This window comes from Psychrobacter sp. 16-MNA-CIBAN-0192, from assembly GCF_040309565.1.
In the GTDB taxonomy this organism is placed as follows: Bacteria; Pseudomonadota; Gammaproteobacteria; order Pseudomonadales; family Moraxellaceae; genus Psychrobacter.
This window is the reverse complement of sequence record NZ_JBEOOX010000004.1, coordinates 43,278-67,835: the sequence shown is the minus strand read 5'-3', so window position 1 is coordinate 67,835 and position 24,558 is coordinate 43,278. Positions and strand designations below refer to the sequence as shown.

The 24,558-nt window shown below is 43.0% G+C and carries 18 protein-coding genes; 10 read left to right on the top strand and 8 right to left on the bottom strand.

Going from position 1 to position 24,558, the window contains the following annotated elements; translation table 11 throughout:
- The first annotated feature begins 117 nt into the window (after window positions 1-117).
- Window positions 118-2,496, top strand: a complete 2,379-nt coding sequence (locus tag AAEY78_RS04900; RefSeq protein ID WP_352337805.1) for an ATP-binding protein — start codon at window positions 118-120, stop codon at window positions 2,494-2,496.
- Window positions 2,497-2,529: 33 nt separating this feature from the next.
- Entirely contained in the window at window positions 2,530-3,447 is a 918-nt protein-coding gene (locus tag AAEY78_RS04895) for a response regulator (RefSeq protein WP_352337804.1), read from the top strand.
- A gap of 22 nt (window positions 3,448-3,469) precedes the next feature.
- Here the strand turns inward: AAEY78_RS04895 and AAEY78_RS04890 are convergent, their stop codons facing one another.
- The 4 genes from AAEY78_RS04890 to pnuC all read right to left on the bottom strand — a co-directional run bounded on the left by AAEY78_RS04890 (window position 3,470) and on the right by pnuC (window position 6,557).
- Window positions 3,470-4,396 (bottom strand): DMT family transporter, encoded by a 927-nt coding sequence (locus tag AAEY78_RS04890; RefSeq protein WP_352337803.1) that lies wholly within the window; start codon window positions 4,394-4,396, stop codon window positions 3,470-3,472.
- Between the two features lie 111 nt (window positions 4,397-4,507).
- Window positions 4,508-5,161, bottom strand: a complete 654-nt coding sequence (locus tag AAEY78_RS04885; RefSeq protein ID WP_352337801.1) for a hypothetical protein — start codon at window positions 5,159-5,161, stop codon at window positions 4,508-4,510.
- A 141-nt stretch (window positions 5,162-5,302) separates the two neighbouring features.
- On the bottom strand, window positions 5,303-5,887 hold the full coding sequence (locus tag AAEY78_RS04880) for an AAA family ATPase (protein WP_352337799.1): 585 nt from the start codon (window positions 5,885-5,887) through the stop codon (window positions 5,303-5,305).
- Window positions 5,838-6,557: a nicotinamide riboside transporter PnuC gene (pnuC, locus tag AAEY78_RS04875; RefSeq protein WP_352337797.1), complete on the bottom strand. Its 720-nt coding sequence runs from the start codon at window positions 6,555-6,557 to the stop codon at window positions 5,838-5,840. Before pnuC ends, AAEY78_RS04880 begins: the two co-directional genes overlap by 50 nt.
- Window positions 6,558-6,886: 329 nt before the next feature.
- On the opposite strand from pnuC, the gene AAEY78_RS04870 reads away from it, so the two are divergent.
- The 6 genes from AAEY78_RS04870 (at window position 6,887) to AAEY78_RS04845 (ending at window position 14,899) form a co-directional block, all read left to right on the top strand.
- Window positions 6,887-8,032 (top strand): beta-ketoacyl-ACP synthase III, encoded by a 1,146-nt coding sequence (locus AAEY78_RS04870; protein WP_352337795.1) that lies wholly within the window; start codon window positions 6,887-6,889, stop codon window positions 8,030-8,032.
- 217 nt (window positions 8,033-8,249) lie between these two features.
- The gene (gene prfA / locus AAEY78_RS04865; protein ID WP_352337794.1) at window positions 8,250-9,344 is read left to right on the top strand and encodes a peptide chain release factor 1; all 1,095 of its coding nucleotides are present in this window, start codon (window positions 8,250-8,252) and stop codon (window positions 9,342-9,344) included.
- Window positions 9,345-9,401: 57 nt separating this feature from the next.
- Entirely contained in the window at window positions 9,402-9,893 is a 492-nt protein-coding gene (locus AAEY78_RS04860; protein WP_352337792.1) for a hypothetical protein, read from the top strand.
- Between the two features lie 184 nt (window positions 9,894-10,077).
- The gene (gene lysS, locus AAEY78_RS04855) at window positions 10,078-11,607 is read left to right on the top strand and encodes a lysine--tRNA ligase (protein ID WP_352337791.1); all 1,530 of its coding nucleotides are present in this window, start codon (window positions 10,078-10,080) and stop codon (window positions 11,605-11,607) included.
- 227 nt (window positions 11,608-11,834) lie between these two features.
- The gene (gene dnaX, locus AAEY78_RS04850; protein ID WP_352337790.1) at window positions 11,835-13,727 is read left to right on the top strand and encodes a DNA polymerase III subunit gamma/tau; all 1,893 of its coding nucleotides are present in this window, start codon (window positions 11,835-11,837) and stop codon (window positions 13,725-13,727) included.
- A gap of 272 nt (window positions 13,728-13,999) precedes the next feature.
- On the top strand, window positions 14,000-14,899 hold the full coding sequence (locus AAEY78_RS04845) for a LysR family transcriptional regulator (protein ID WP_352337789.1): 900 nt from the start codon (window positions 14,000-14,002) through the stop codon (window positions 14,897-14,899).
- 116 nt (window positions 14,900-15,015) lie between these two features.
- On the opposite strand, the gene AAEY78_RS04840 is transcribed toward AAEY78_RS04845, so the two are convergent.
- Together AAEY78_RS04840 and AAEY78_RS04835 are read right to left on the bottom strand one after the other, a co-directional pair.
- Window positions 15,016-16,197 carry an aspartate aminotransferase family protein gene (locus tag AAEY78_RS04840; RefSeq protein WP_352337788.1) on the bottom strand — a complete coding sequence of 394 codons (1,182 nt, stop codon included), beginning with the start codon at window positions 16,195-16,197 and terminating at the stop codon, window positions 15,016-15,018.
- A gap of 165 nt (window positions 16,198-16,362) precedes the next feature.
- A complete protein-coding gene (locus AAEY78_RS04835; protein WP_352337786.1) occupies window positions 16,363-16,554 on the bottom strand; it encodes a DNA gyrase inhibitor YacG in 192 nt (63 codons plus the stop codon).
- 275 nt (window positions 16,555-16,829) lie between these two features.
- Between AAEY78_RS04835 and AAEY78_RS04830 the strand changes: the two genes are divergently transcribed.
- Window positions 16,830-17,522 (top strand): DUF938 domain-containing protein, encoded by a 693-nt coding sequence (locus AAEY78_RS04830; RefSeq protein WP_352337784.1) that lies wholly within the window; start codon window positions 16,830-16,832, stop codon window positions 17,520-17,522.
- Between the two features lie 154 nt (window positions 17,523-17,676).
- Here the strand turns inward: AAEY78_RS04830 and AAEY78_RS04825 are convergent, their stop codons facing one another.
- Both AAEY78_RS04825 and purD read right to left on the bottom strand, forming a co-directional pair.
- The gene (locus AAEY78_RS04825) at window positions 17,677-19,083 is read right to left on the bottom strand and encodes an ABC1 kinase family protein (RefSeq protein WP_352337783.1); all 1,407 of its coding nucleotides are present in this window, start codon (window positions 19,081-19,083) and stop codon (window positions 17,677-17,679) included.
- A gap of 262 nt (window positions 19,084-19,345) precedes the next feature.
- Window positions 19,346-20,662, bottom strand: a complete 1,317-nt coding sequence (purD, locus tag AAEY78_RS04820) for a phosphoribosylamine--glycine ligase (protein WP_352338043.1) — start codon at window positions 20,660-20,662, stop codon at window positions 19,346-19,348.
- A gap of 448 nt (window positions 20,663-21,110) precedes the next feature.
- Here purD and AAEY78_RS04815 point away from each other — a divergent pair, with 448 nt between their 5' ends.
- Entirely contained in the window at window positions 21,111-24,479 is a 3,369-nt protein-coding gene (locus tag AAEY78_RS04815; RefSeq protein WP_352337781.1) for an NAD-glutamate dehydrogenase, read from the top strand.
- The last annotated feature ends 79 nt before the right edge of the window (window positions 24,480-24,558 follow it).

Here is a 24,558-nt window from a genome sequence, read left to right as displayed (position 1 = left end):
TCGGTTTAAGCTTTAGACCGTTTTTATAGATAGAGGGTAAGTCTGTTTTACTACTTATTAATAGCAAAACATTTTTTACGTCAGCAGCCAATGCAGTGCCACGGATTAGGTTTTTTTATGGGTATCGTTAAACGGTTTGGCAGTATTACCACGCGTATGTTGCTGATACTAGCGTTGGCATTTTTACTCATTATTATATTGGTATATTGGGTTATTGAGACTCAAGCAAAGCCACGTATATCTGCCATGACGTCAGAGACAGTGGTGGAAACAGGTAATGAGGTTGTTAATAGTATTACTGCTAGTATTAACCATGTTGATGGTATGGCAAAGGCGACCAGCGCTATCAGCGGCGGGTTACCTAAAGATGCCGTTATCTATCAGCAGACCATAGGCAATCTGATGCAACATACCGATGCAAGAATCGTCGGTGGTGGGGTATGGTTCGATCCCAATAGATATCAAGAAGGGCAAGATCGGCAGTCGTTTGTGTGGTCGCGTGACCAAGCTGGTGAGATGCAACGGGTGACAGGATACGATAGTCAGTCGCAAACACCGAACCCTTATTACCGCGACTGGTGGTACACGCCGGCGCTGTATGCTCGTCACGACCACTGCGTGTGGAGTCGCGCTTATGTAGATCCGGTCAGCAACTATCCGATGATGACCTGTGCTAAAGCGCTTTATAACAGTCGTAATCAAGCCTTTGATGGGGTAGTGTCCTTTAATCTGTTGCTGGATAATCTTGATGAGGCGATTAGTAAATGGCAGGAGCGCGTGGGCGGTTACATATTTTTAGTAGATTTGGACAATCGGTTTTTGACTTTTCCCGATCACGCTATGGTAACGCAGGTGACTGCCGCCAATCCACAAGGTGAGATGATGACGGTCAGTCAGCTGGCGAGTACTCATGCGCGGTTTGCCCCTATTGCAACTGCCCTTGACGGGATTAATAACACCCTTATTAGTGAAGCAGTTACCAAAGATGAAGGACGCTATACGCTCGCGGCGCGCAGTATTTTAAGCACCACTAATATGAACAAGATTAGTGAGCAAGAGTCAAAACTGCTCTCAGCCTTGTTACTGCTTAATGTCGATCAAGCGTTTAATTTGGTGGACAGTCACCTCATTGACACGATTGCAGTGCCCAATGACTTTATGTTACAAGAATCTGCCACCGCATTTATTTTTCGCATGCCGTTTACCTATTGGAAAATGGTAATTGTTAAGCCTGATAGCGACATGATGAGCGTGGCAAATGCGCTATCTAGTCAGCTGATTCGAACCATGTTATTTGGTTTTATCCCTATTTTACTACTGACAGCATGGGCATTTCGGCGCTATTTTACCCGTCCCTTAAAAAATATGGCAAGCTCGGTGGCAGATATGGGCAAACTGATTGCGCAAAAGCAGTATCAACAACTCGGCAATCATAAACTTCCTAACTCTAGTATCAGTGACATTCAGCTCATCAGTGACAATACCAATCAGCTGATTGACCGCGTGGTTGAAAACGAAGGCACACTTGCTGAAATCAATGTCCATCTTGAAAAACAAGTCATTGAGCGTACCCAAGATTTACAACAAGCCATGGATGAGCTCAAAGCCTCACAGGTGCAGCTGGTTCGCTCAGAAAAAATGGCAACGTTAGGTCAAATGGTGGCAGGGGTCGCGCACGAGGTTAATACGCCTCTAGGCTATGTGCGTAGTAATATTGAGCTTGTTGGCGATAACTTAGCGCGATTTGATGAGTTGATTGAGCATACTGAGCGCTTGCTGAGTGCTTTTAAAGACTCAAAATCGAGCCAAGCGCATCTTGAGCAGTTAATCACTCAAACTTTACAATGCTGTGATGAGTTAAAAGAAGATGAGGTCAGGGAAGACTTGGCGCACTTGGTTCAAGATGGACTGTATGGCGTCGATCAAATTGCCGAACTGGTGGTTAATTTACGTGATTTTTCACGTCTAGATGAATCAAAAGTGAAAAATGTTGCCATTAATGACTGTATTAACAGCTCTCTTGTGATGGCGCGCAACAACCTTAAAACATTAAATGTAGTCACGCATTTAGCTGAGTTGCCTCCCATTCAGTGCAATCCTTCCCAAATCAACCAAGTATTATTGAACTTATTTAATAATGCCGCGCAAGCCATTCCAGCAGATAAAAAAGGCGAGCTGCATATCAGCAGTGGCTTAGAAAATGATGCAAGGCAGACACCAGATAACAGGGCGGTGGTGATACAGGTGACTGACAATGGTAACGGTATCAAAGAGAGTATCTTAAGCCAAATCTTTGAGCCATTTTTTACCACCAAAAAGGCAGGTGACGGCACAGGACTTGGTCTGGCTATTGCCGCGCAAATCATTGAGCAGCATGGCGGTAGTATTAAGGTGCACTCAACCATAGGTCAGGGCACCACATTCACGATCACCTTACCTAGACAGTCCGTTATTGTAAGCGATAAGCAAGCACCCCAAGCCCTATTTGCCAGTTAAGACAGCCCTGACGACCTACCGGAAGAGAGCAATATGCAAAAACCTAAAATTGCCTTTATCGACGACGAACAGCGCATTTTACGCAGCTTAAAAATGCACTTTCGCCAGACACATGATGTTTTTACCACGACTGATCCAAACGAGCTGCTGCATTATGTGACGGCTAATGAGGTACAAGTGGTCATCAGCGATCAGCGTATGCCAGATAAGCAAGGGACAGAAGTTTTACGCGAGGTAAAAGAGGTCTCACCAAATACGATTCGTATCTTATTAACCGGTTATGCCGACCTAAATGCAGTAATTGACTCCGTCAATGAGGGCGAGATTTATCGCTATATCACCAAACCTTGGCAGAATGACGAGCTCAAAAAAATCGTTAATAAAGCCACAGAGATTGCTCAGCAGACCCAAAACATTGACCAGCAGACAGACATGTTGTCTCACGTCAATAGCGCCCGTCAAGTCTTAGTATTAGATGATGATGAAAATGTTTATAAACAAATTAAAGCCAATTTTGGTGCGGTGTATCAAGTAAGCTGGGCGAGCAGCCTTGAGCAGGCGTCCGACTTACTACAACGCAAAAAGTTTGGCGTGACTATCGCTGATGTGACACTCAATCAAGAAAACATCGCGCCGGTTATCTACGCGCTAAAACACATTCAACCTGACCTTATGATATTGATGTTGACTGATTTTAAAGACGCTCATATGGTGATTGACTTGATTAATAAGGGTCAGATATACCGCTGTTTACCGCGACCGACCAACTTGGCTATTATGAGTATCAGTCTTGACCGCGCTTATAGCCATCATGAGAAGTTAATGCAACAGCCCATTTTGGCAGCCCGTCACCATGTAGAGGCAGTGCCAGAATCGGAAGCGTTTAGTTTTTCAGACAAATTAAAAAATTTTTTTACGAAAGTCACGCTGTGGCGTAGAGTCAAATCATAAGCGCTGCTACTAAGGATACGTCTTATTGAGATACAGGCACCTTACTGGTATTTTGAGCCACAACAAATAATAGTATCGCTCCCACAATCACCGCACTGGTTATGATAAATCTTAGCGTTAAAGGCTCGGCTAGAAATATCATACCCATCACCGCAGCAATAATAGGTACGCAAAGTTGTACCACCGCCGCCTGTGTATTTGTTAGAAGTGGCATGGTCATATACCAAAGACTATAACCAAGAGCAGAAGCTAGCGCACCTGACGCGCAAGCCAATAGTATCCCCTCTATGCTGATAATATTGTGCGCGCTGACTGCGCCTAGTAGCAATAAGGGCAGCGCTACCAAACTTCTAATAAAGTTAAATCCTGTTGCTTGCATCGGTAACGCACAAGCTTTACCGCGAATACTATAAATGCCCCAAGCAACGCCGCTCACTGCCATATATAACGCGCTAAGTGGAGAAGGCGTCGTCGCTGATGGCAATAAAAAATACACAAAACCGGCAACCGCTATTATAAATGCAAACCATTGCACCGGATTTAACAGCTCCTTTTTATATATACCCCAGCCCATCATAGTAAACTGCACCGCGCAAAATAAAATCAGCGCACCTGTACCCGTCTCTAGCGCCACATAAGCAACCGAAAACCCAAGTGCATAAATCAGTAAGCACAGACTGCTGAACCAGCCACCAGTCTCATCGACGTTGATTACGTTTATATTAACGCGATTAGGAATAGCAGCTTTAGGGCGGTTAATTACTGTAAGCAGTATGGGTAGATAGCGCTGGATCAGCATAATCAGACCAAGACAGGCTGCTGCACTTAGTAGACGGATGGCGGTAAAATGCCATGGATCGATATAACCTTGGGCTAATGCCATCCGGCACAGGAGTGAGTTGGCAGCAAATGCAATCAGCGCACCGATAGTAGCCAATACAATTTTCAAAATAGAGTCATAACAAATAATAGCCTAGGTAAAAGCCCGTTATTAATGGTTGTTAATCACTCATTGTCTATGAAACTAATTATCTATAAATATAGAAGTTTAATAATACAGTTAGTTCTGAACCATTCGCAAATCAGCAATCATCTGCTCCAAGTGCGTCTTACTTTGCGCGCTCCATACATTATAAAAGCAATTATTTTTAGGAATCAAAATATAAGCCAGCCATTTTCCAGTTGGATTACCACCTTCACGACCATAACCAACCCAACTGCCATCTTGATAACGGACATTATATTCCCACTTATTAAACATCCCATCAAGACTAGAAGTGCCCGCATTAGCGACCCCATAAGCACTTCGCAACTTTGGTAAATCATAAGCCACACCCCAGCCACCAGAGAAGTTCGCGCGGCGACTGGTATGCCCGTCAAGATGGGCTGCTGATTGCTTGGGTAAGGCTAAAATTGGGCACAACCTTCTACTCTCCGCTTTTAACCATTCTTGCCGATAAACTGCATCTGTTTGGCTATTGTCAATCGCTGGTTTCATCCATGATGCTATGGGCAGCGCAATTGGCAATTGTGGCGGGTTGCGCGGATAGCTCACAGCAGGCTTAGCACCTTCTGATGCACCGTCTAAAATACTTCCTGAGCTGCTCGGTAGTTGACTACTACTAGTCGGCGCTTGACAGGCGCTTACTCCGAAAGCGATTGCACCAAAAAGTAACACTTGAGTCAAAGGCGTTTTGTTTATGATTACTTTCATAAATATTTTCATAAAGTCACCTCGTCAATACTATGGTTTGATTGATATCATTAAGTGATTAATACTTAAATAAATTTAACCGCGTTTTGTATAATTAGTAGCGCTTTTTTGATGGTTGTCTGTAGGGTTCGTATATGGGTTTTACATATTATTAAAAATTTGCTCAACGTATCTTACCCGCTCAAGGCGATTACCACCCACTTTTTTAAAGGGAATTTGATAGCGATTGAGCATGTTTTCAAAAAAGGCGCTAATCGCTTCGCGCTCATGGGGACTGTCACGCAAGTCGTCAGCGACCCACGGGATATCAACTTCAGTCAGTAAGATCAAATCATAATGATGGGCTAACGCCGCTTTTGTCAGCGCCTCTGGGCAGTCATCATAATACCAATGGGCATAAACCATCAGCTCAAATAAACTGGTATCACAAAATATATACTTGTCATTTTTTAGTTCAGCTTGTTGGGCAAGCCTGTTTTCTAACGCGATTTGCCCTTGGGCAATTGGTAATAAATCTTCCCATGTGCAGGTTTTTTGCTCATCATTCCACTTGTCTTGCAGATAGGTTCGCATGTATTCAGACACCCATTGGCAATTAAAATGCGCGGCTAAATCACGGCATAAGGTCGTTTTTCCAGTACTTTCTGCACCCAAAATCACAATCTTGGTGACCGATTTAGGCGTGTGCTGCGTTAAATTGAACCCGATAACGTCGTTGCCATTCATAATATGCCCAAACTGCAATGAGAGTGAACACTACATATTGTAGTGCGGTAAAGGTTAAACCCTTATAAAAATACAGCGGCACTGAAATGGTATCCGCCACTATCCATAGTAGCCAATGTTCGATTTTTCGCCTTGCCATCAGCCACATTGCCATCAAAAATAGCGCGGTGGTCAGCATATCGGTATAGTCAACCCACGTAAATAAATGCAAGCCAAGCTCCGCCCCATCGAAGCTAAATTCGTTATTAATAACGGGACGGAAGTAATATACTAACGCCACAAAAGCAGTCGTCACGATGGCTAATACAGACAAAATGGGTATATCACTTGATTGAATATGTTCAATAGTTAATTCATCGGCTGACGAATTGTTCTTAGCCGTATCCGCTGACTCTGAAGGCACTTTATTTTGTGACCAATTGACCCAGCCGTATAAGCTCATCGCGGTATAATAGGCATTGATAAGCATGTCGCCAAACAGTTGCCATTTCCACAATAAATAGACAAAAATAGCCGTACTGACAATGCCAATAGGGAATGCTAAAATATTGGTGCGGCTGGCAAGCATCACACTTGCCACGCCAAAGACAACCGCAATCAGCTCAAGCCCGATAAATAATATCGAGTATTCCGCATACTGACCAAATAGCCAATCAAAAAGTGCAATCATAACAAGTCCTTATTCTTGATATTACTATTGCTAATATTCTTATTATTGATACTAGGATTTTTGTTGAAAAAAGCGGTGTTAAGCCTAACCGATTATATCGCAGCTTTAGCATAATAAAGCCAGTCTTTGCTGCTTCTGTGCTCGAAATGGATTATTTGTAACAAACGATTAGAAATATAATATAATTCAGGCATAATAAAGCTATTGATTTTAAGTTTACAGTTATTCACCGAACTAACCTTAACAACATTCATTAAAATAGCTTTATGCTATTTTTTTCCCCCTTTATGCTTTATTCAAGCAATTAGTAGTAGACAAGGAAGCTTATCATGACGACTTGTATCACCGGCACTGGCTTATACATTCCTCCATATAGCATCAGTAATGAAGAGCTGGTAACCTCATTTAACCAATACGTGGACAATTATAATGAGCAGCATGCTGAGGAGATAGCCAGCGAAGCCATCCCTGCGCTACAACATTCATCGGCAGAATTTATCGAAAAGGTATCCGGTATTAAGTCACGTTATGTGATGGAAAAAGAGGGTATTTTAAATCCTGAAATCATGGCACCGGTCATTGCGCATCGTGATATGGATAAAGAATTGTCCGTTATGGCAGAGATGGGCACAGCAGCGCTATTAGCGGCGTTAAAAGATGCAGGTTTAGAGCCCAATGATTTGGACGGTATTATCCTCGCTTGTTCAAACTTTCCGCGTACGTACCCTGCGTTATCCATTGAGATTCAAAATGGTATTGGGATGGTTGGCGGCTTTGCTTTTGATATGAATGTGGCGTGTAGTGCGGCAACTTTTGGTATCGCACAAGCGCATGGCATGATTGTATCAGGTCTGGCAAAACGAGTAGCAATGGTCAATGTTGAGATTACCTCAGCCCACTTAAACTGGCGCAATCGTGATAGCCACTTTATCTTTGGGGACGTGGCAACGGCTTGTATTATAGAAGATTTGGATACGCCAAAAGGTTATGAGGTGTTGAATGCCAAGCTATTTACGCAGTTCTCAACCAATATCAAAAATGAATATGGCTTTATGGATCGCTCAGAATATTTAGCGGCAGGCACTAAGATGTACCCTGATATTAAAGAGCCGGTCACGAATAAATTGTTCTTACAAAACGGTCGCAAAGTATTCCGCGAAGTCTGTCCAAAGGTGTCTGAAATCATCACCGAACACTTACAAGCCAATAACTTGCAAGCCGATAAGATCAAAATGATGTGGTTGCATCAAGCCAATGCCAATATGATTGATTTGATACTGCGAACGGTCGTGGGTAAAGACGCGGATAAAGCCATTGCGCCGAGTGTCATTGCAGAATTTGCCAATACCAGCTCAGCCAGTCCAATGATTGTGTTCCACCGTTATAAAGATTCCCTACAGTCTGGCGACTTGGGCGTGATTTGCTCATTTGGAGCGGGTTACTCGATTGGTTCGGTATTGGTACGTAAAGTTTAAGCCGTTCATTTCAATCCTATTAACATTGCAAGCTTCTAGTTATTAAAAAAATAGTCAAGTTCATGCTTGGCTATTTTTTTGCTTTAAATTTTGATAATCGTGCTTATTTGCAATTTTTTAATGCGATAAACCGTAAGTTTACGCAGTGGTTTTAATTTAGTCGCAAAAATTTGCTATAATCGCGGTCTTATTTCCCTCATTTAGATAAAGTTACGTTATGAAAGAATCCTTGCGCCTACGTTTAGACCAGATGGTGGATCGTTATGAAGAGGTGACCGCCTTATTATCCGATCCTGGTGTCATCAGCGATAATAATAAATTCCGTGAGTTATCGGTTGAGCACAGCGACTTGATGGATATTACTACCTTATGGTTGAATTATGGGCGCGCAGAACGCGACCAAGCCGATGCCGAGGCAATGCTAGCAGATGCATCAGATCCTGATATGAAAGAGATGATGCAGGATGAGATTGATGATGCGCGCAATGCTATTATCGAGATGGAAGAAGCGCTCAACGTAATGATGCTGCCAAAAGATCCGAACGACAAAGTACCTGCTTTCTTAGAGATTCGTGCTGGAACGGGCGGCGATGAAGCGGCGATATTCTCTGGTGACTTGTTCCGCATGTATCAAAAATATGCGCAGACGCAAGGCTGGACGTTGGAAGTACTGTCCGCAAATGAAGGCGAGCATGGCGGTTATAAAGAAATCATTAGCCGCGTCTCTGGCAACAGTGTTTATGGTCGCATGAAGTTTGAATCCGGCGCGCACCGTGTGCAGCGTGTACCGGAAACCGAAAGTCAAGGTCGCGTACATACGTCAGCTTGTACCGTTGCAGTGATGCCGGAAGTTGAAATCGATGATAGTGTCGACATTAACCCTGCGGATCTAAAAATGGATACCTTTCGCTCAAGTGGTGCGGGTGGTCAGCACGTTAACACGACTGACTCAGCGGTACGCTTAACCCATATCCCAACCGGAACCGTGGTAGAGTGTCAACAAGAGCGTAGCCAACATAAAAACCGTGCTCATGCGATGAAAATGCTGATTTCAAAAATTCAGCAAGCGAAAGTACAAGCGCAGGTTGATGTTGCAGATTCTATCCGTCGTGACTTGGTGGGTAGTGGCGACCGTAGTGAGCGAATCCGAACCTATAACTTCCCGCAAGGGCGTATGACCGATCACCGTATTAACTTAACGTTATATAAACTTGATGCAATTATGGAAGGCGACATGGACGAGTTGCTTGATGCCTTGTTACGTGAGCACCAAGCGGATTTAATGGCAAGTATCGGTGGTGGCGGCGAATAATATAATCAGTGACTGTATAAGTAAAAGCCATTTATCTAAAAGGTAACGAGGTTTATTATGATCATAAATAACAGATTATCTTTAAAATTAATGGTAAATAATAGCTCAAAAATTGCCTTTGCAACGTTTATGATATTTTGGTTATCAGCATGTGGGATATCGCCATCTTCAACGGTGAAGACCCAAACGCCAGTAACTACAGGCGATGTTATTAACAGTAATCCTAAACTGACCACTACCGTTGACCCATTAGCGTATCAGGGCTGCGTATATCCGCCCGCTGAAATTGTGCAGGCATGTATCGCGTATGGCGGCACTATCACAAAAGTCGGTCGTCAGCAGTGTCACCAATGTATAGTCACCTATAAAGATGCCGGTAAAGCCTGTCAAGATAGTACAAATTGTCAAGGCACGTGCGAGCGTCAAGGCGAGTTTATTGCTGCTGGTACGGCTAATCAAGTCGGACAATGTACTATCGATAGCAACCCCTTTGGCTGTCGTCAACTGATTAAAAAAGGCGTTGCGCAATCAGCAATTTGTGTTGATTAGCCATAAAAATCATCGTTAATCCTATTTATTTTTTAGTCTAGTTAATAAGTATTAGGTTAATAAGTATTAGGTTAATAAGTATTAGGTTAATAAGTATTAGGTTAATAAGTATTAGGTTAATAAGTATTAGAACTGTTTACCCGTTTTATTATTCCTCTAATTATTCAACAATTTTGAGAGTGTTATGTCAAAGCAAAACAATCAAGACCCAGTCCCAGCGGTAGAAGACGCTAACGAATTGATCGCTCAGCTACAATCGAAGCTAGATGATATAAAGGCTTCAGGTAAACAGCCGTATCCCAATCAATTTAAGCGTACCGATTACGCCCAAGACTTACAAACGGTATTTGACGGACTTTCAAAGCAAGATATTGCTGATAAAGATGCGAAAGGTGAGAAAACTCAGGTCAACGTTGCTGGTCGTGTGATGTTGAATCGTGGCGCATTTATTGTTATTCAAGATATGACCGGTCGTATTCAGTTATATGTGGCACGTAAAGAGTTGAGTGAAGAGACGCTAGCTGGTATTAAGTCGCTAGATTTAGGCGATATCGTTGGGGTGTCAGGTTATATCGGTCGCTCAGGAAAAGGTGATTTGTATGTGCATATCGAAGAGATTAGTTTACTGACTAAGTCGCTGCGTCCCATGCCAAATAAGTTTCATGGTTTAGCGGATGTTGAAGCCCGTTATCGCAATCGTCATCTTGATTTGATGACCAATGAGGCAACGCGTGATGCCTTTATGATTCGTAGCCAAGTTATTAGTGGTATCCGTCAGTTTATGTTGAATGAGCGCTTTATGGAAGTTGAAACGCCGATGATGCATCCGATTCCAGGTGGTGCGGTCGCGCGTCCGTTTGAGACGCATCATAATGCGCTTGATATGCCATTATATTTGCGTATTGCCCCTGAATTATATTTAAAGCGTTTAGTAATTGGCGGCTTTGAAAAAGTATTTGAGATTAACCGTAGTTTCCGTAATGAGGGCGTGTCAACCCGTCATAATCCTGAATTTACGATGATTGAATTTTATCAAGCCTATGCTGATTATCATGACTTGATGGACTTGACCGAGCGTATGTTTGCAGAGCTAGCTAATAATATTTTGGGTAGCACTGAGATTACTTATCAAGAAGAGGCTATTAGTTTAAAAGCACCGTTTGCCCGTTTGTCTATGTCTGATGCCATTGCTCAATACGCGGAAGGCTTTGATATGACGCGTATTGATGACCGTGACTATCTCGCTGACTATGTTGCGAATACCTTAAAGCAGCAAGTCAAAGATGTATTCGGTGTGGGTAAATTAAAAACCATCGTCTTTGAAGAAACCGCTGAACATCAATTGCGTCAGCCAACCTTTATCACTGAATATCCGGCTGAAACGTCTCCACTGGCACGCCGCAGCGATGACAATCCTGAAATTACCGACCGCTTTGAGCTGTTCGTTGGTGGTCGTGAATTGGCAAATGGCTTTAGTGAGCTAAATGATCCTGCTGACCAAGCAGAGCGTTTCCGTGGTCAAGTTGCTGAAAAAGATGCTGGCGATGATGAAGCCATGCATTTTGATGCTGATTATATCGAAGCATTGGCTTATGGCTTACCGCCAACGGCTGGCGAGGGCATTGGTATTGACCGTTTAGTCATGCTATTTACCGATTCAGCAAGTATTCGCGATGTGATTTTATTCCCGCATATGCGCCGTAGAATGGATTAATAAATCTTTGTTGACGGGTAACTGTTAGTGCCAATCAGTAGTACGCAAATAGAGATTATCATAGTTAGAAGCCAGACGAATGCGCTGGCTTTTTGCTATAATAAACACAGCAAAATAGCGCTTGAGATAGCACTTTTATTAACTTGCTGCCATTAAACAGAAACATTGAAGAAAGCAATTAAATTGAAAGTTTGAACAATAAAAATCACTTGGCAAAATGGATAGATATGACTCAGCAATATCAAGTCTTAGCGCGCAAATATCGCCCCAAAAACTTCCACGAGTTGATTGGGCAAAATCATGTGTCGCAAGCATTAATCAATGCCATTGATTATAATCGTTTGCATCATGCTTATCTATTTACCGGTACGCGCGGCGTGGGTAAAACGACTATTGCACGTATTTTAGCCAAATGCTTGAATTGCGATATGGGTGTAACGAGTACCCCGTGTAGCGTGTGTGATAACTGCGTGGCGATTGATCAAGGGCGCTTTATTGACTTAATTGAGATTGATGCCGCCTCACGTACTAAAGTTGAAGATACCCGCGAGCTGCTCGATAATGTCCCCTATGCGCCAAGTCAGGGGCGCTATAAGGTCTATCTTATTGATGAGGTGCACATGTTGTCAACGCATAGCTTTAATGCGCTACTCAAAACGCTAGAAGAGCCGCCTGAACATGTGAAGTTTTTGCTAGCAACCACCGATCCGCAAAAATTACCGATTACTATTATCTCTCGCTGTCTACAATTTGTGCTGCGTCCATTGCCCCAAACCTTGCTTAGTGAACATTTAGCAAATGTATTGACTCAAGAGCATGTGAGCTACACGCAACCGGCATTATGGCAGCTGGCAAGTGCGGCTAAAGGCTCAGTACGGGATGCGCTGTCATTGACGGATCAGGCAATTGCTTTTGGGCAAGGCGCGCTTGATGATGTCACGGTCAATGAAATGCTTGGTTTGATTGATGCCGCTGACTTAGTACGTTTAATTAATGATATTTATAATCATGATAAGTCAGCCGTTGCTGCTCATATTGAGCAAATGCGTGCGCAAATGGTCGATGCGACCAGTATGTTTGATGGGTTAGCAGAACTACTTCATCAATTGGCATTAACGCAGCTATTGCCTGAAGTCGCGTTGAATGTGAATGAAGCGCAGGCGCAATCGATAACGGTGCTGGCTCAGCATATTAGCCCTGATGTCTTGCAACTGTATTATGAGATTGTGGTGCAAGCGCGTGAAGGTATTAAGCTCGCTAGTACGCCGATGCAAGCGCTGGAAATGTGCATTTTACGTCTGTTAGCGTTCCGTCCATTGCCGGTTGATGAGATGTTGGTAACGTCAGTTACGCCAGCTATTAATAATACTTCGACTTCTCCAGCTGCTAGTGAAACTATTGTTGCTGCTACGCATGAACTGCAGTCTTACCGTATTGACCAAATTGATGCTGTTGATAGTGAGACGTCCATCGTAAATACACAACAGGTCTATGAAGCAGAATCGTATTTATCAAAAGATACACTGGATAGCTCCGAATACTTAAACCTTGAGATACATGATGTAGCAGAACCAATTGCAGAACCAATTGCAGAACCAATTGCAGAACCAATTGCAGAACCAATTGCAGAACCAATTGCAGAACCTGAACGAAATGATTCTCAATTAATAAGTCAACTTGACGACCCGCGCACTTTGTTACGTTGCCCACCGCAATCGTTAACGGGTGATTGGACGCCGGAGAAATGGGATTATTGGCTACAGACAGTTCGTGAAGCGGATATTTTGGCGGAAGATGAGCGCGCCCTCGCACGTCAAGGCATGATGACAGGCGAGTGTAATGGTAACGCTGTATTTATCACTGGCGTTAACAGTAAGCACCTACAAAGTACGTTTTTACAGCTAACAGCGAAGTTGCAACAGCAGTTTCCACAGATAGAGATTAGCTTGCAGACGGACAGCCATATCATGCAAGCGGATAACCAAACGCCTGAGCGTCGTCAACATCAACGTTTGATACAAGCGACGACTGCCGCAGAGGCAAAGTTACAGCAGTCGCCTGTCATGCGTTATTTGACTGAGCGCGGCGAAGGTAAAATGGGTAAAGTAAAATTGAATTAAAGGTTTGTTACTGAGAGCGAGTTAATCGATAGAGCGTTAATATATATTAAAGAGTACACGCTATTTTCTGACGATTATTTATTAATGCTACGTTAAATGAACGCTAGCGTCTACGTATAGATATTTATATTGAACGGCTAATACCTTGATATTATTGACGTTGACAGTAAGTTATCCTAACCAGTCAATACGGCAAAGCCTATAAAAAATACTCAAAATAAGCTATAATGGTTAAGTTATATTAAAAAATGAAAAACAGCTTAGGTGAGAGTATGATAGATAATTTACGCGGTATGGCTGTGTTCGCCAGTGTGGTCGGACATGGCTCGTTTAGTGGTTCAGCTCGTGAGCTTGGCATCACCACCAGTGCGGTTAGCCAACAAATTCGAGCCTTAGAAAATGAGTTAGGCGTGGTTTTACTACATCGCTCAACTCGTAAGTTAAGCTTAACAGAAGCAGGTGAAAGCTTCTATGGCGCGGCAAGAGATGTTGTCAGCGCGGCAGAGCAAGGCAGAATCAAGGTCAATCAATTGCGCGATGAGCTTGCCGGTAGTTTGCGTATCGCCACCACTCCTGAACTTGGCGTTAATCATATTTTGCCAGCGTTATCCACATGGATGGCGGCGCATGATGATTTGAGTATTACCTATTTTGCAGACAATCATTATATTGACCTGATCGATGAGCGCATTGATATTGCCATTCGCATGAGCCCGAGCATCAATGACTCTACGTTGAGCAGCCATCCGCTCACTGATGTCCGCCAACTGTTAGTTGCTTCACCGCAATATTTGCGCCAGCATAATAAGATTGAAAGCCCGAAAGATTTGGTAGATCATCAGCTGATTTGTATTGATATTATGAAAGACCCCAATCAAGTAGAGCTGACCCAGACAGAGACAGGCAAAAAAACACGTACCAAAATGGTGTCTCGTATCCATACCAACAATGTCTTTATGGCGACAACCTTAGCCAAAGAAGGGCATGGCTTGGTGAGAATGATGGAAATGGACATTAAAAAAGAGCTGGAAAATGGCGATTTGGTTGAAGTACTAACGGGCTATCAATTATCAAGTTTTGTACTTTATGCCGTAACCTTAAGTCGTGAACAGCAGCCCGCTAAAATAACCCGATGCTTAGAAGTGTTAAAAAAATACTTTCATGCGGGATAAAAGTTGACGCTGTGTATAGACATAATTATAGCTAATAAATGCTCTGTTAATAGACAAGAAAAAGCCCTTAGACGACTAATCTAAGGGCTTTTTTAGAGCAATATTTTAATCTTATTTTAAAATAAAGGCTGTAATAAGTTAAGCAAGCGCTCAACCACTTGTTCGCTGTCGTTACGGCTGATATTTAATGGCGGTAATAAGCGAATCACATGACTACCCGTAACATTGATAATTAGTTTTTGCTCGTCACGAGCCTCATCAACCAGTTGGCTACAGTCCATCGTTGCAGGCAACACAAGACCAATCATCATACCAGCACCGCGACTGCTAACCTCATATTGTCCGAGCGCGTCGGTAATACTGTCGCGGATAAATTGTCCTTCCGTGACCGCGTTATCCATGATATCACTATTTGCCAATACATTATAAACGCTATGTACCACACGGCTTGCAAGTGGTGTGCCGCCATAGGTCGAACCATGACTACCCGCACCAAATAAGCCATTTGCTCGTCCACGTACCATACAAGCGCCAACTGGAAAACCATTACCAAGCCCTTTGGCTGTGGTCAACACATCAGGACGTGCGTTGCTGTGCTGATAAGCAAAGTATTTACCTGTACGACCGTTACCAGTCTGTACCTCATCAATCATAAATAACCAATTGTGCGTGTCACATTCTGCTTGCAGTTGTTCTAAATAAGTAAAGCCATTTGCTGCCGTATTAAGACCGCCTTCACCCTGAATTGGCTCGACCAATATTGCACAAATATCATCGTGCTCTATTGCCGCTTTTTTAACTGCTTCGATATCGCCAAAAGGCACGCGAATAAAGTCATCATCTAAAGTAAAAAAGCCTTCGCGTGCTTTTGGATTCGCTGTTGCCGATAGGGATAATAAGGTACGACCATGAAAGGATTGTTCCATTACAATGACTTTTGCTTGTTTAAAGCCTTGATTATAGGCATATAAACGTGCCATTTTTAGCGCCGCTTCATTCGCTTCAGCGCCACTATTAGCAAAAAACACACTGTCCATCTGCGCGGCTGTGCAAAGGGCTTCACCAGCGCGTTCCTGCCAATCAATGCCGAATAAATTACTGGTATGCACGAGCGTTGCCGCCTGTTGCTGAATCGCTTCTGTCACTTGCGGATGGCAATGTCCCAGACCACATACAGCAATACCAGTTAGTGCATCCAAATACGGGGTGTCATCCTGCGTATATAACCAGCTACCTGAACCACGTGTAAAGCTAATAGGTTGACGAGCGTAAGTAGGCATCAGATAAGTAGCTGACATGAAATATCCTTAAAAAAGTAAATGGTAAATGAGACAATCATTATAGTTATCATTAAAAGCTAACGTTGCTAGCAAGCTTTCATTTTAATTCCGTTAAATAAAGAGGGATGATAAAGAGTGCTGATATAAATATACTGATGTATCAATTAAGCAGCGCTCATGCCTTTATAATTCATCAGAGAAAGGTGACACTTCAGCAGGTAATGTATATTCTTCACTTGCCCACGCGCCTAAATCTATAAGCTTACAGCGCTCACTACAAAACGGCTTTGACTTATTATCTTGCCATGCTGTCTGAGTGCCACATTGGGGACAAGGATACGTTTTTGGTAGCGGATTTGGGGTTGATTGCGTCATAATAATTGAGGTGAGCCTCGTAATATATCAAAAAATTAGAATAAGAAGACGTAAAAGCAGTATATGAATAGAAACAGCGTAGGAACGAATCGTTCAAGCTATTATAATAGCATGCGCATCTTAAAAGACAAATATGAGTCTTATTTAAGTAAAATTTATGAATGCTACCTGACACTATTGAGTATAATTATAAATAGCCTAAGTAATAAAATACAGAAAATAAATATCTTATATCACTAACAACGAAAAACATCTAAATAAAAGGCAAAAATTTCATGATTGATGAAACAGTAATTTTTGAAAAAATGAATGAAACATCGCTCTCTCACCAACAGCAACGTGCTTTTCAACCAGAAAAATTATCAGCGCCACGTGATTTTAGTAAGCCTAGTATACTCTTAAGTAAAGATGCCGACAGCATGCCAATTATTATTGAAATTGGTGCAGGAAAGGGCAAACACGCTCTTAGCTTTGCTGCTGCCCATCCAAATAAGCATTTAATCGCTATTGAACGTACTCGTAATAAATTTGAGGCTTTCACTAAGCAAGCAGAGCTGAAAAATTTAGCGAATCTAAACCCAATTCATGCGGATGCTATCGCGTGGATAGTTCATGCTATTGCCCCAAAGAGTATTGCAAAGATGTATATTCTTTATCCAAATCCAGAGCAGCATAATCCCAATCAGCAATGGCTGAATATGCCCTTTTTTGAGTTCCTACTATCGCGGCTACAGGACGGTGGGGAGATTATACTGGCTACCAATATTGAAGCGTATATGGATAATGCAGAGGAGCAAGCAAAGGCAGTGTGGCAATTACCTATACTGCGCCAAACAGTAGCAAGTGACAGTCAGCGCACTCATTTTGAAGTTAAATATTTAGCACGTAATGAGACTTGTTGGGAGCTTACGATGCGAAAACCAGAAGGTTATCACACCCGCTTTGATGATTGGGTTGCAACTTCCTAAACATAAGTAAACGAGCATAGTAACTAGAAAATAAATATCGAGATAAATAATAAATAGCCTAAGTAAAATTAACCAATGAATAAAAAAACCGCTACTAAAGAGCGGTTCAAAATTTATCCATCTCACTTATAGCATCAAAGAAACAAGCTATTAACTATAGATAAGGTTTAACCAAAGTATTGGAATCAGTATGCACATCCATCACCGTTAAAAATGTATAAGCGCCGATAAACTTGCGGCTAATAAACATGAACTCTTTAGGCGGCAAATTGAACTCAAAAGATTGCATCGCGCGTCTGGCATTAGCGGAAATGCGTGAATGTAGTTTACTTTTTGCCCAAATATAACGATTTTGTGCATCTAAGCAATATTTAGGGATATCAATATTTAGGGCAGGATCACTAAAAGGTTCTGTGGCTAGCAAAAATAAAGCGGCTACATTCGACTTAACTTGCTGGCTCATCGTATCAAAGAACTCATAACCGGTCATTGCCGCCATCATCGCAGTATGATCATGATAATATCCAGCGCGTAATAGTGCATGGGCAATGGTCAACAAATTATGGTCAAACTGACGTATAGCACCAAAATCTAGCAATATCAGCTTATCTATTTTGCTATTATCAGGCGCATTATCATCACTTAAACGCACCAGATAATTACCAAAATTGGGATCAGTTTGCATCTCTCCCCAAACGAATATTTCCTGCATCATGATTTCGATGGCGGCTTGACCAATAGCGTTACGGCGCTCAGCAGGTAATACCTTCAACACATCAGAGGTTACTGTGACGCCGGGCTCATAAGACATACATAATAAGCGTTTGCTGGAATAGACACGGTTAATCTTGGGCACGACGTAACGCGGGTCATTCTGCAAACGTCCATAAAAACGTTCGGTCGTTGCTGCTTCAACCGTGTAATTAACCTCGTTATGTAATAAGTCACGTATTTCTTCAAACCAAGTATCTAATGAGCGCGTTTGCGGTACGACATTACTGACTTTTAATAAGCGTTTAAATAACGCTAAATCAGAATCAATGGCTTCAGCCACACCCGGATATTGAATTTTTAATACGACTTCTTCGCCAGTAGCGATAATAGTTGCACGGTGAACTTGTGCTAATGACGCAGTGCCGATGGGTATGGGATCAACCTCTAACTCTTTTAGTTTATCACCCAATATATGCTGTAGGTTTTGTTCTATTTTTGACCACGATAAAGTGGCAGTATCGTCATTTAGGGTTTGCAGTGCACGAGTAATCTCTTTCGGCAACACATGCTCACCATACAACGCCAGCATTTGCCCAATTTTGACGACAGAGCCTTTTAACTTGCCCAATTCTTCTGCCACATATTGTGCTTGCGCTTCCATAAAAGCTTGATTGCGCGCGGTACGAGCTTTTTTATCTAAAAAAATCCCTGAAACACTGTTACCAGCCCAGCGCCGTCCTACGTTTAGGGATGTTTTAGCAATCGACAAGCGACGCTCAAACCCCGACGTTTTCAGGTTGTCAATAGATTGCTTGCTTTTAGAAGAGTTAGACGTATCGTGTTCCATAAATATAGTCATTCATCAAGTTAGTCATGATTTGTGGGCATCAAGCGTACAATACAAGGAGGATATGATACTGATGGTCAAAATTGTATCATATAAAGGCTAGTAGGTTGATAAGACAAGAGCAGCTTATTGGGGTAGCTTTGTAATGATAGATAAAAGGTAAGATGGAAAGGCTAATGACAAATTAAAAAAAATGACCTAGTGCGGAACTAGGTCAAATATATTAGAAATTATAGTCAGGGAAAATATGGTCAGTTATGATTTATTGGTTGTGCTCACGGGCAATGGCATGGTGACCAATATCACGGCGATAATGCGCCCCGTCAAAACTAATGGCAGCGGTAACCGCAAGTGCTTTTTGCTGTGCGTCTAAAATGCTATCGCCTAATGCAGTAACACATAATACGCGCCCGCCATCTGTTAATACGGATTGTGCATCATTAGGATCAATGGCCGCACCTGCTAGAAATACTTTGACTGACTTAGTATGATCCGTGGTTAATGCCGGCAATCCAGTAATGGCATCACCTTTTGAGGACGATTCAGGATAGCCTTTAGACGCTACAACAATACCAAGGGCGCAGCGCTCATCCCATTCTGCTTGTGCAGGCAATTGACCAGCCAGCCCTTGGCTTACCAAATCAACCATTGATGACTTTAAGCGCATAAGTATAGGCTGCGTTTCTGGATCACCAAAACGGCAGTTAAATTCAATCACAAAAGGATTGCCAGCAGCATCAATCATTAAACCAGCATATAAAAATCCTGTATAAGGATGACCGGCAGCTTTCATTGCATCAACAACTGGATGGATAACTTGTGCTATGACTTTGTCATGAATCTCTTGAGTCACCACTGGTGCTGGGGAATACGCACCCATACCGCCAGTATTGGGACCGCTATCGCCTTCAAATGCGCGCTTATGATCTTGGCTGGTTGCCATCGGCAAAATATTATCGCCATCCACCATACAAATAAAGCTGGCTTCTTCACCTTGCAAAAACTGCTCAATGACCACGCGACTGCCTGCATCACCAAACTTATTATCCGCCAGCATATCATCAATAGCTGCATGGGCTTGTTCAATGGTTTCAGCAACGATAACACCTTTACCAGCGGCAAGTCCGTCCGCTTTAATCACAATCGGTGCGCCTTGTGCGTCAACATAAGCTTTAGCAAGGTCAGCATCAGTAAAGCCTTGGTAGGCAGCGGTTGGGATATTATTGGCTGCCATAAATTCTTTAGCAAAGGTTTTTGAGCCTTCTAACTGCGCACAATAGGCAGTGGGTCCCCAAGCTGGAATTCCGGCATCACGGCACGCATCAACAATACCTGTAACCAGCGGTGCTTCAGGACCAACAATTACCATATCAATGGCGTTATCTTTACAAAATTCGATGACGGGGCTGTGATCAGTAGCGCTTGTTGCAGTTTTTAACGTTACGTTTTGGCATTTGTGCTCAAAAGCCGTGCCAGCATTGCCCGGTGCGACATATACATTTTGCACTTTATTATCTTTTGCACACTGCCACGCCAGCGCGTGTTCACGCCCACCTGAGCCAATCACTAAAATATTCACCATCTTTTTTTGCCCTTAGCATCCATGAGTAGCTATTAAAGATTCAATAGCAAAAACGTTAGCACTGTTTATTTTATATTAAGTCAATGTAGTGTTAACAAGTGCACATATTCTAACAAGAAAACACCATGAATTGCCATGAGTATCACAAGCAATAATTTATAGTATAACGATAGAGTGCCTATCATATTCATAAAGGTTATCAAGGTGTGATTGATTCATGAAATGATGTTGTAGGCGGTTTATAGGTAAGTAGGTGCGTTACACTTTAAATGACAAACCTTGTTATGTACGAATTAGGGCTAAAAATGGCTTTAATATTTGTTTTAATCATACTGTTTTGATAAATATGGGCAATAATACGTGCATGAGTAGGCAATGTCATCAAGACAAATAGCTGATCAATATAACAACGTTTATAACGCTTTATAATAAAAGGATTCACGTTATGCCAAACGCTTCGCACACAATCCAACCGTGTGCCAATACTACCGAGATGCAGAATAACCTGCCAATAGAGCAGCTGCGCCAGCGTTTTTTAGATCACATTCCAGCAGCACATCAAGCACGTTTTGATGATAAGACAGTACAGGGCGATATTGAACGCTTATTAAGCTTAACCGCAAGCCAGCCTATGATTTGGCATTTGTACCAGTCAACAGCAGATGCGGATAATCAATTACACCTAAAACTATATGGCAATCAGCAGCCTGTCACCTTGTCTGATGTATTGCCTGTGCTTGAAAACTTCGGCGTGGCTGTGGTTACGGCACAGACTTATACTTTTGATTTGTCAGGTCAGCCAATTTGGATGCAAGAGTATGAGTTGACTTTAGCGCATGTTGATAATGTCGATATGCAAGTGGTGCGTAGTCAGTTTGAAAACAGTTTGCAAGAGATTTGGGCGGGGCGCGTTGATAATGATGGTTTGAATGAGCTGGTGTTAACCACCAAATTAGACACTTATGATGTGGTGGTATTGCGTGCGTTGTCGCGCTATATGCACCAAGCGCGTGCTGGGTTCTCGATACGTTATATCCGTCAAACCATTCTTAAGCACAGCGCCATTAGTGTGCTATTGGCAGAGTTATTCGATGCAAAAATGAATCCGCAACATAGCGATAGCGAAAGTGCGATAAAAATGGCGCATTTCTATGAACAAATTAATACGGCGCTGGCGGATGTTGATAGCTTAGATGAAGATCGCATTTTGCGTTGGTATTTAGATTTAATTAACGCCATGGTTCGTACCAATTTTTATCAAGTCGATAATAATGGCAATCGTAAAGACCGATTATCGTTTAAATTTTTGGCATCAGCCATTCCTAATTTGCCAAAACCTAAGCTGATGTTTGAAGTCTTTGTTTATTCACCGCGCGTGGAAGCGGTACATATGCGTGGTGGCAAAGCAGCACGGGGCGGATTACGCTGGTCAGATCGAGCAGAAGATTTCCGTACCGAAGTGTTGGGTTTGGTCAAAGCGCAAATGGTTAAAAACGCGGTGATTGTGCCAGTTGGTTCTAAAGGCGGCTTTATCGTCAAAACCAAAAGCATGGCAGATGGACGCGACGCATTTCAAGCGGAAGGTATTGCCTGCTATCAAGTGTTCCTTCGCGGTATGCTCGATGTGACCGATAATATCGTTGATGGTAACATTGTCCCGCCAGCCAATACCGTGCGTCATGATGACGATGACCCATATTTGGTGGTTGCCGCTGATAAAGGCACGGCAACTTTTTCTGATATTGCCAACGCGTTATCAGCGGAATATAACTTTTGGTTAGGCGATGCCTTTGCTTCTGGTGGTTCAGTCGGTTATGACCATAAAGCGATGGGTATTACGGCGCGCGGTGGTTGGGAGTCGGTGAAGCGTCACTTCCGGATGCGCGGTATGGATATTCAAAACCAAGATGACTTTACCGTGATTGGTATTGGTGATATGAGCGGAGATGTCTTTGGTAATGGAATGTTGCGCTCAACGCATACTAAGCTGGTGGCGGCATTTAACCATTTACACATATTTATCGACCCCAATCCTGATACGGCAGCGTCTTATGCGGAACGCGAGCGTTTGTTTAAATTGCCGCGCTCAACGTGGGAAGATTATAACAAGTCATTGATTAGCCAAGGTGGCGGCGTGTTTGCGCGTACTGACAAAGCCATTGCTATTACCCCTGAGATGAAAGCACTGTTTGCCATTACGGAAGACAGCCTTGCGCCCAATGATTTTATCAGTGCCTTGCTACGTGCGCCGGTTGATTTGATTTGGAATGGCGGTATCGGCACGTATGTCAAAAGTGCGGCAGAGACCAATGCCGATGTGGGCGACCGTGCAAATGATGCAGTACGTGTAAATGGTGGCGAGCTACGCTGTGCGATTGTGGGTGAAGGTGGCAACTTGGGCTTTACTCAGCGCGGGCGTATCGAATATGCGCAAACAGGCGGTCGTATTTATACCGATGCCATTGATAATTCAGGCGGCGTCAACTGCTCGGATCATGAAGTAAATATTAAAATCTTGCTTGGCAAAGTCGTTGAAGAAGGAAAGATGACCCTTGAGCAGCGTAACGAGCTGTTAGAAAGTATGACGGACAGTGTGGCAGCGCGGGTATTGCGCCAAAATTATCTACAACCGCAAGCCATTGAGCTCAGTCATCTGCGCGCAGCGGCTAATTTAAGCGATCATCAGCGCTTTATTCAGCTATTAGAGACAGAGCAGCGTCTTGACCGAGCGATTGAATACTTGCCAGCGGATGACGAAATTGCTCGCCGCCAAAAAACGGGCACAGGATTAACCAATCCTGAGCTGGCAGTGGTCATGGCATATGGTAAAATGTGGGTCTATGATAATTTATTATTATCCGATGTGCCTGACGCGCCTTATTTTGTGAATGAATTACGCAAATATTTCCCCGCTGAGCTGTCCGATCGCTTCTTTAATGAGATGGTTGAGCACCGCTTGCACCGTGAAATCATCAGCACGTATCTGACCAATAGCGTGGTTAATCGTCTTGGTATTGAGGCATTATTCCGCTTAACTGAAGAAACGGGTCAGCCTTTATCAACCATTATCCGTGCTTATACGATAACGCGTGAAGTTTTCGAAGTGCCCGTCGTCTGGCAGTTGCTGGAAGCATTGGATAATAAAGTAGATGCCACGCGCTTGCTACAGCTAGAGCTGCGCTTGCGTGATGCCATCGAGAGTGGCGTGATATGGTTTATCAATGCCTTTGGTCCAGACTTGAACGTCAATGATTTGATTGGACGCTTTGTCGGTAGCGTTGGGCAATTGACCGAAAAAGGCGGCTTTATCGAGCAACAGTTTGCCCAGCATTTGCAGCAAGAAACCACCAGCTTAATGCATGAGGGTTTGTCCGACAGTGATGCCACGCTATTTGCCATGTTGCCATATCATGTTGATGCCCTTGATACGGCGCGCCTTGCAGAGCGTTATGAGCGACCGGTCGCTGAAATTGCAGCATTATATTTTGAAGCGTATCAAGTGTTGCAACTGGATTGGATGATTAATAATATTACCAACCTACCGCAGCACGACTATTGGGATCGCCGTGCCCGTCATGCGTTATCGAACCAAGTTACACGCGGTTTGCGCTTATTAATGGACACGTTATTATTACAGCCAAATCCAGCACAAGCCTTTGCCGACTGGAAAGCGCGACATAGTAACTCACTTGCTACTGTACAAGCAGAAATGCAAGAGCTGAATGAGCTGGCAAGTAGTGATGATGAGTCTGTGATTGGTCTATCCACATTATCGGTCTTGATGAATGAAATCAGTGGTTTAGTGGTGAAGTAATATCCGTAACTAAGACAACTGTTTGTTAGCAATAAAAAAACCACCATTATGAGTCATGGTGGTTTTTTTTATTGTCATG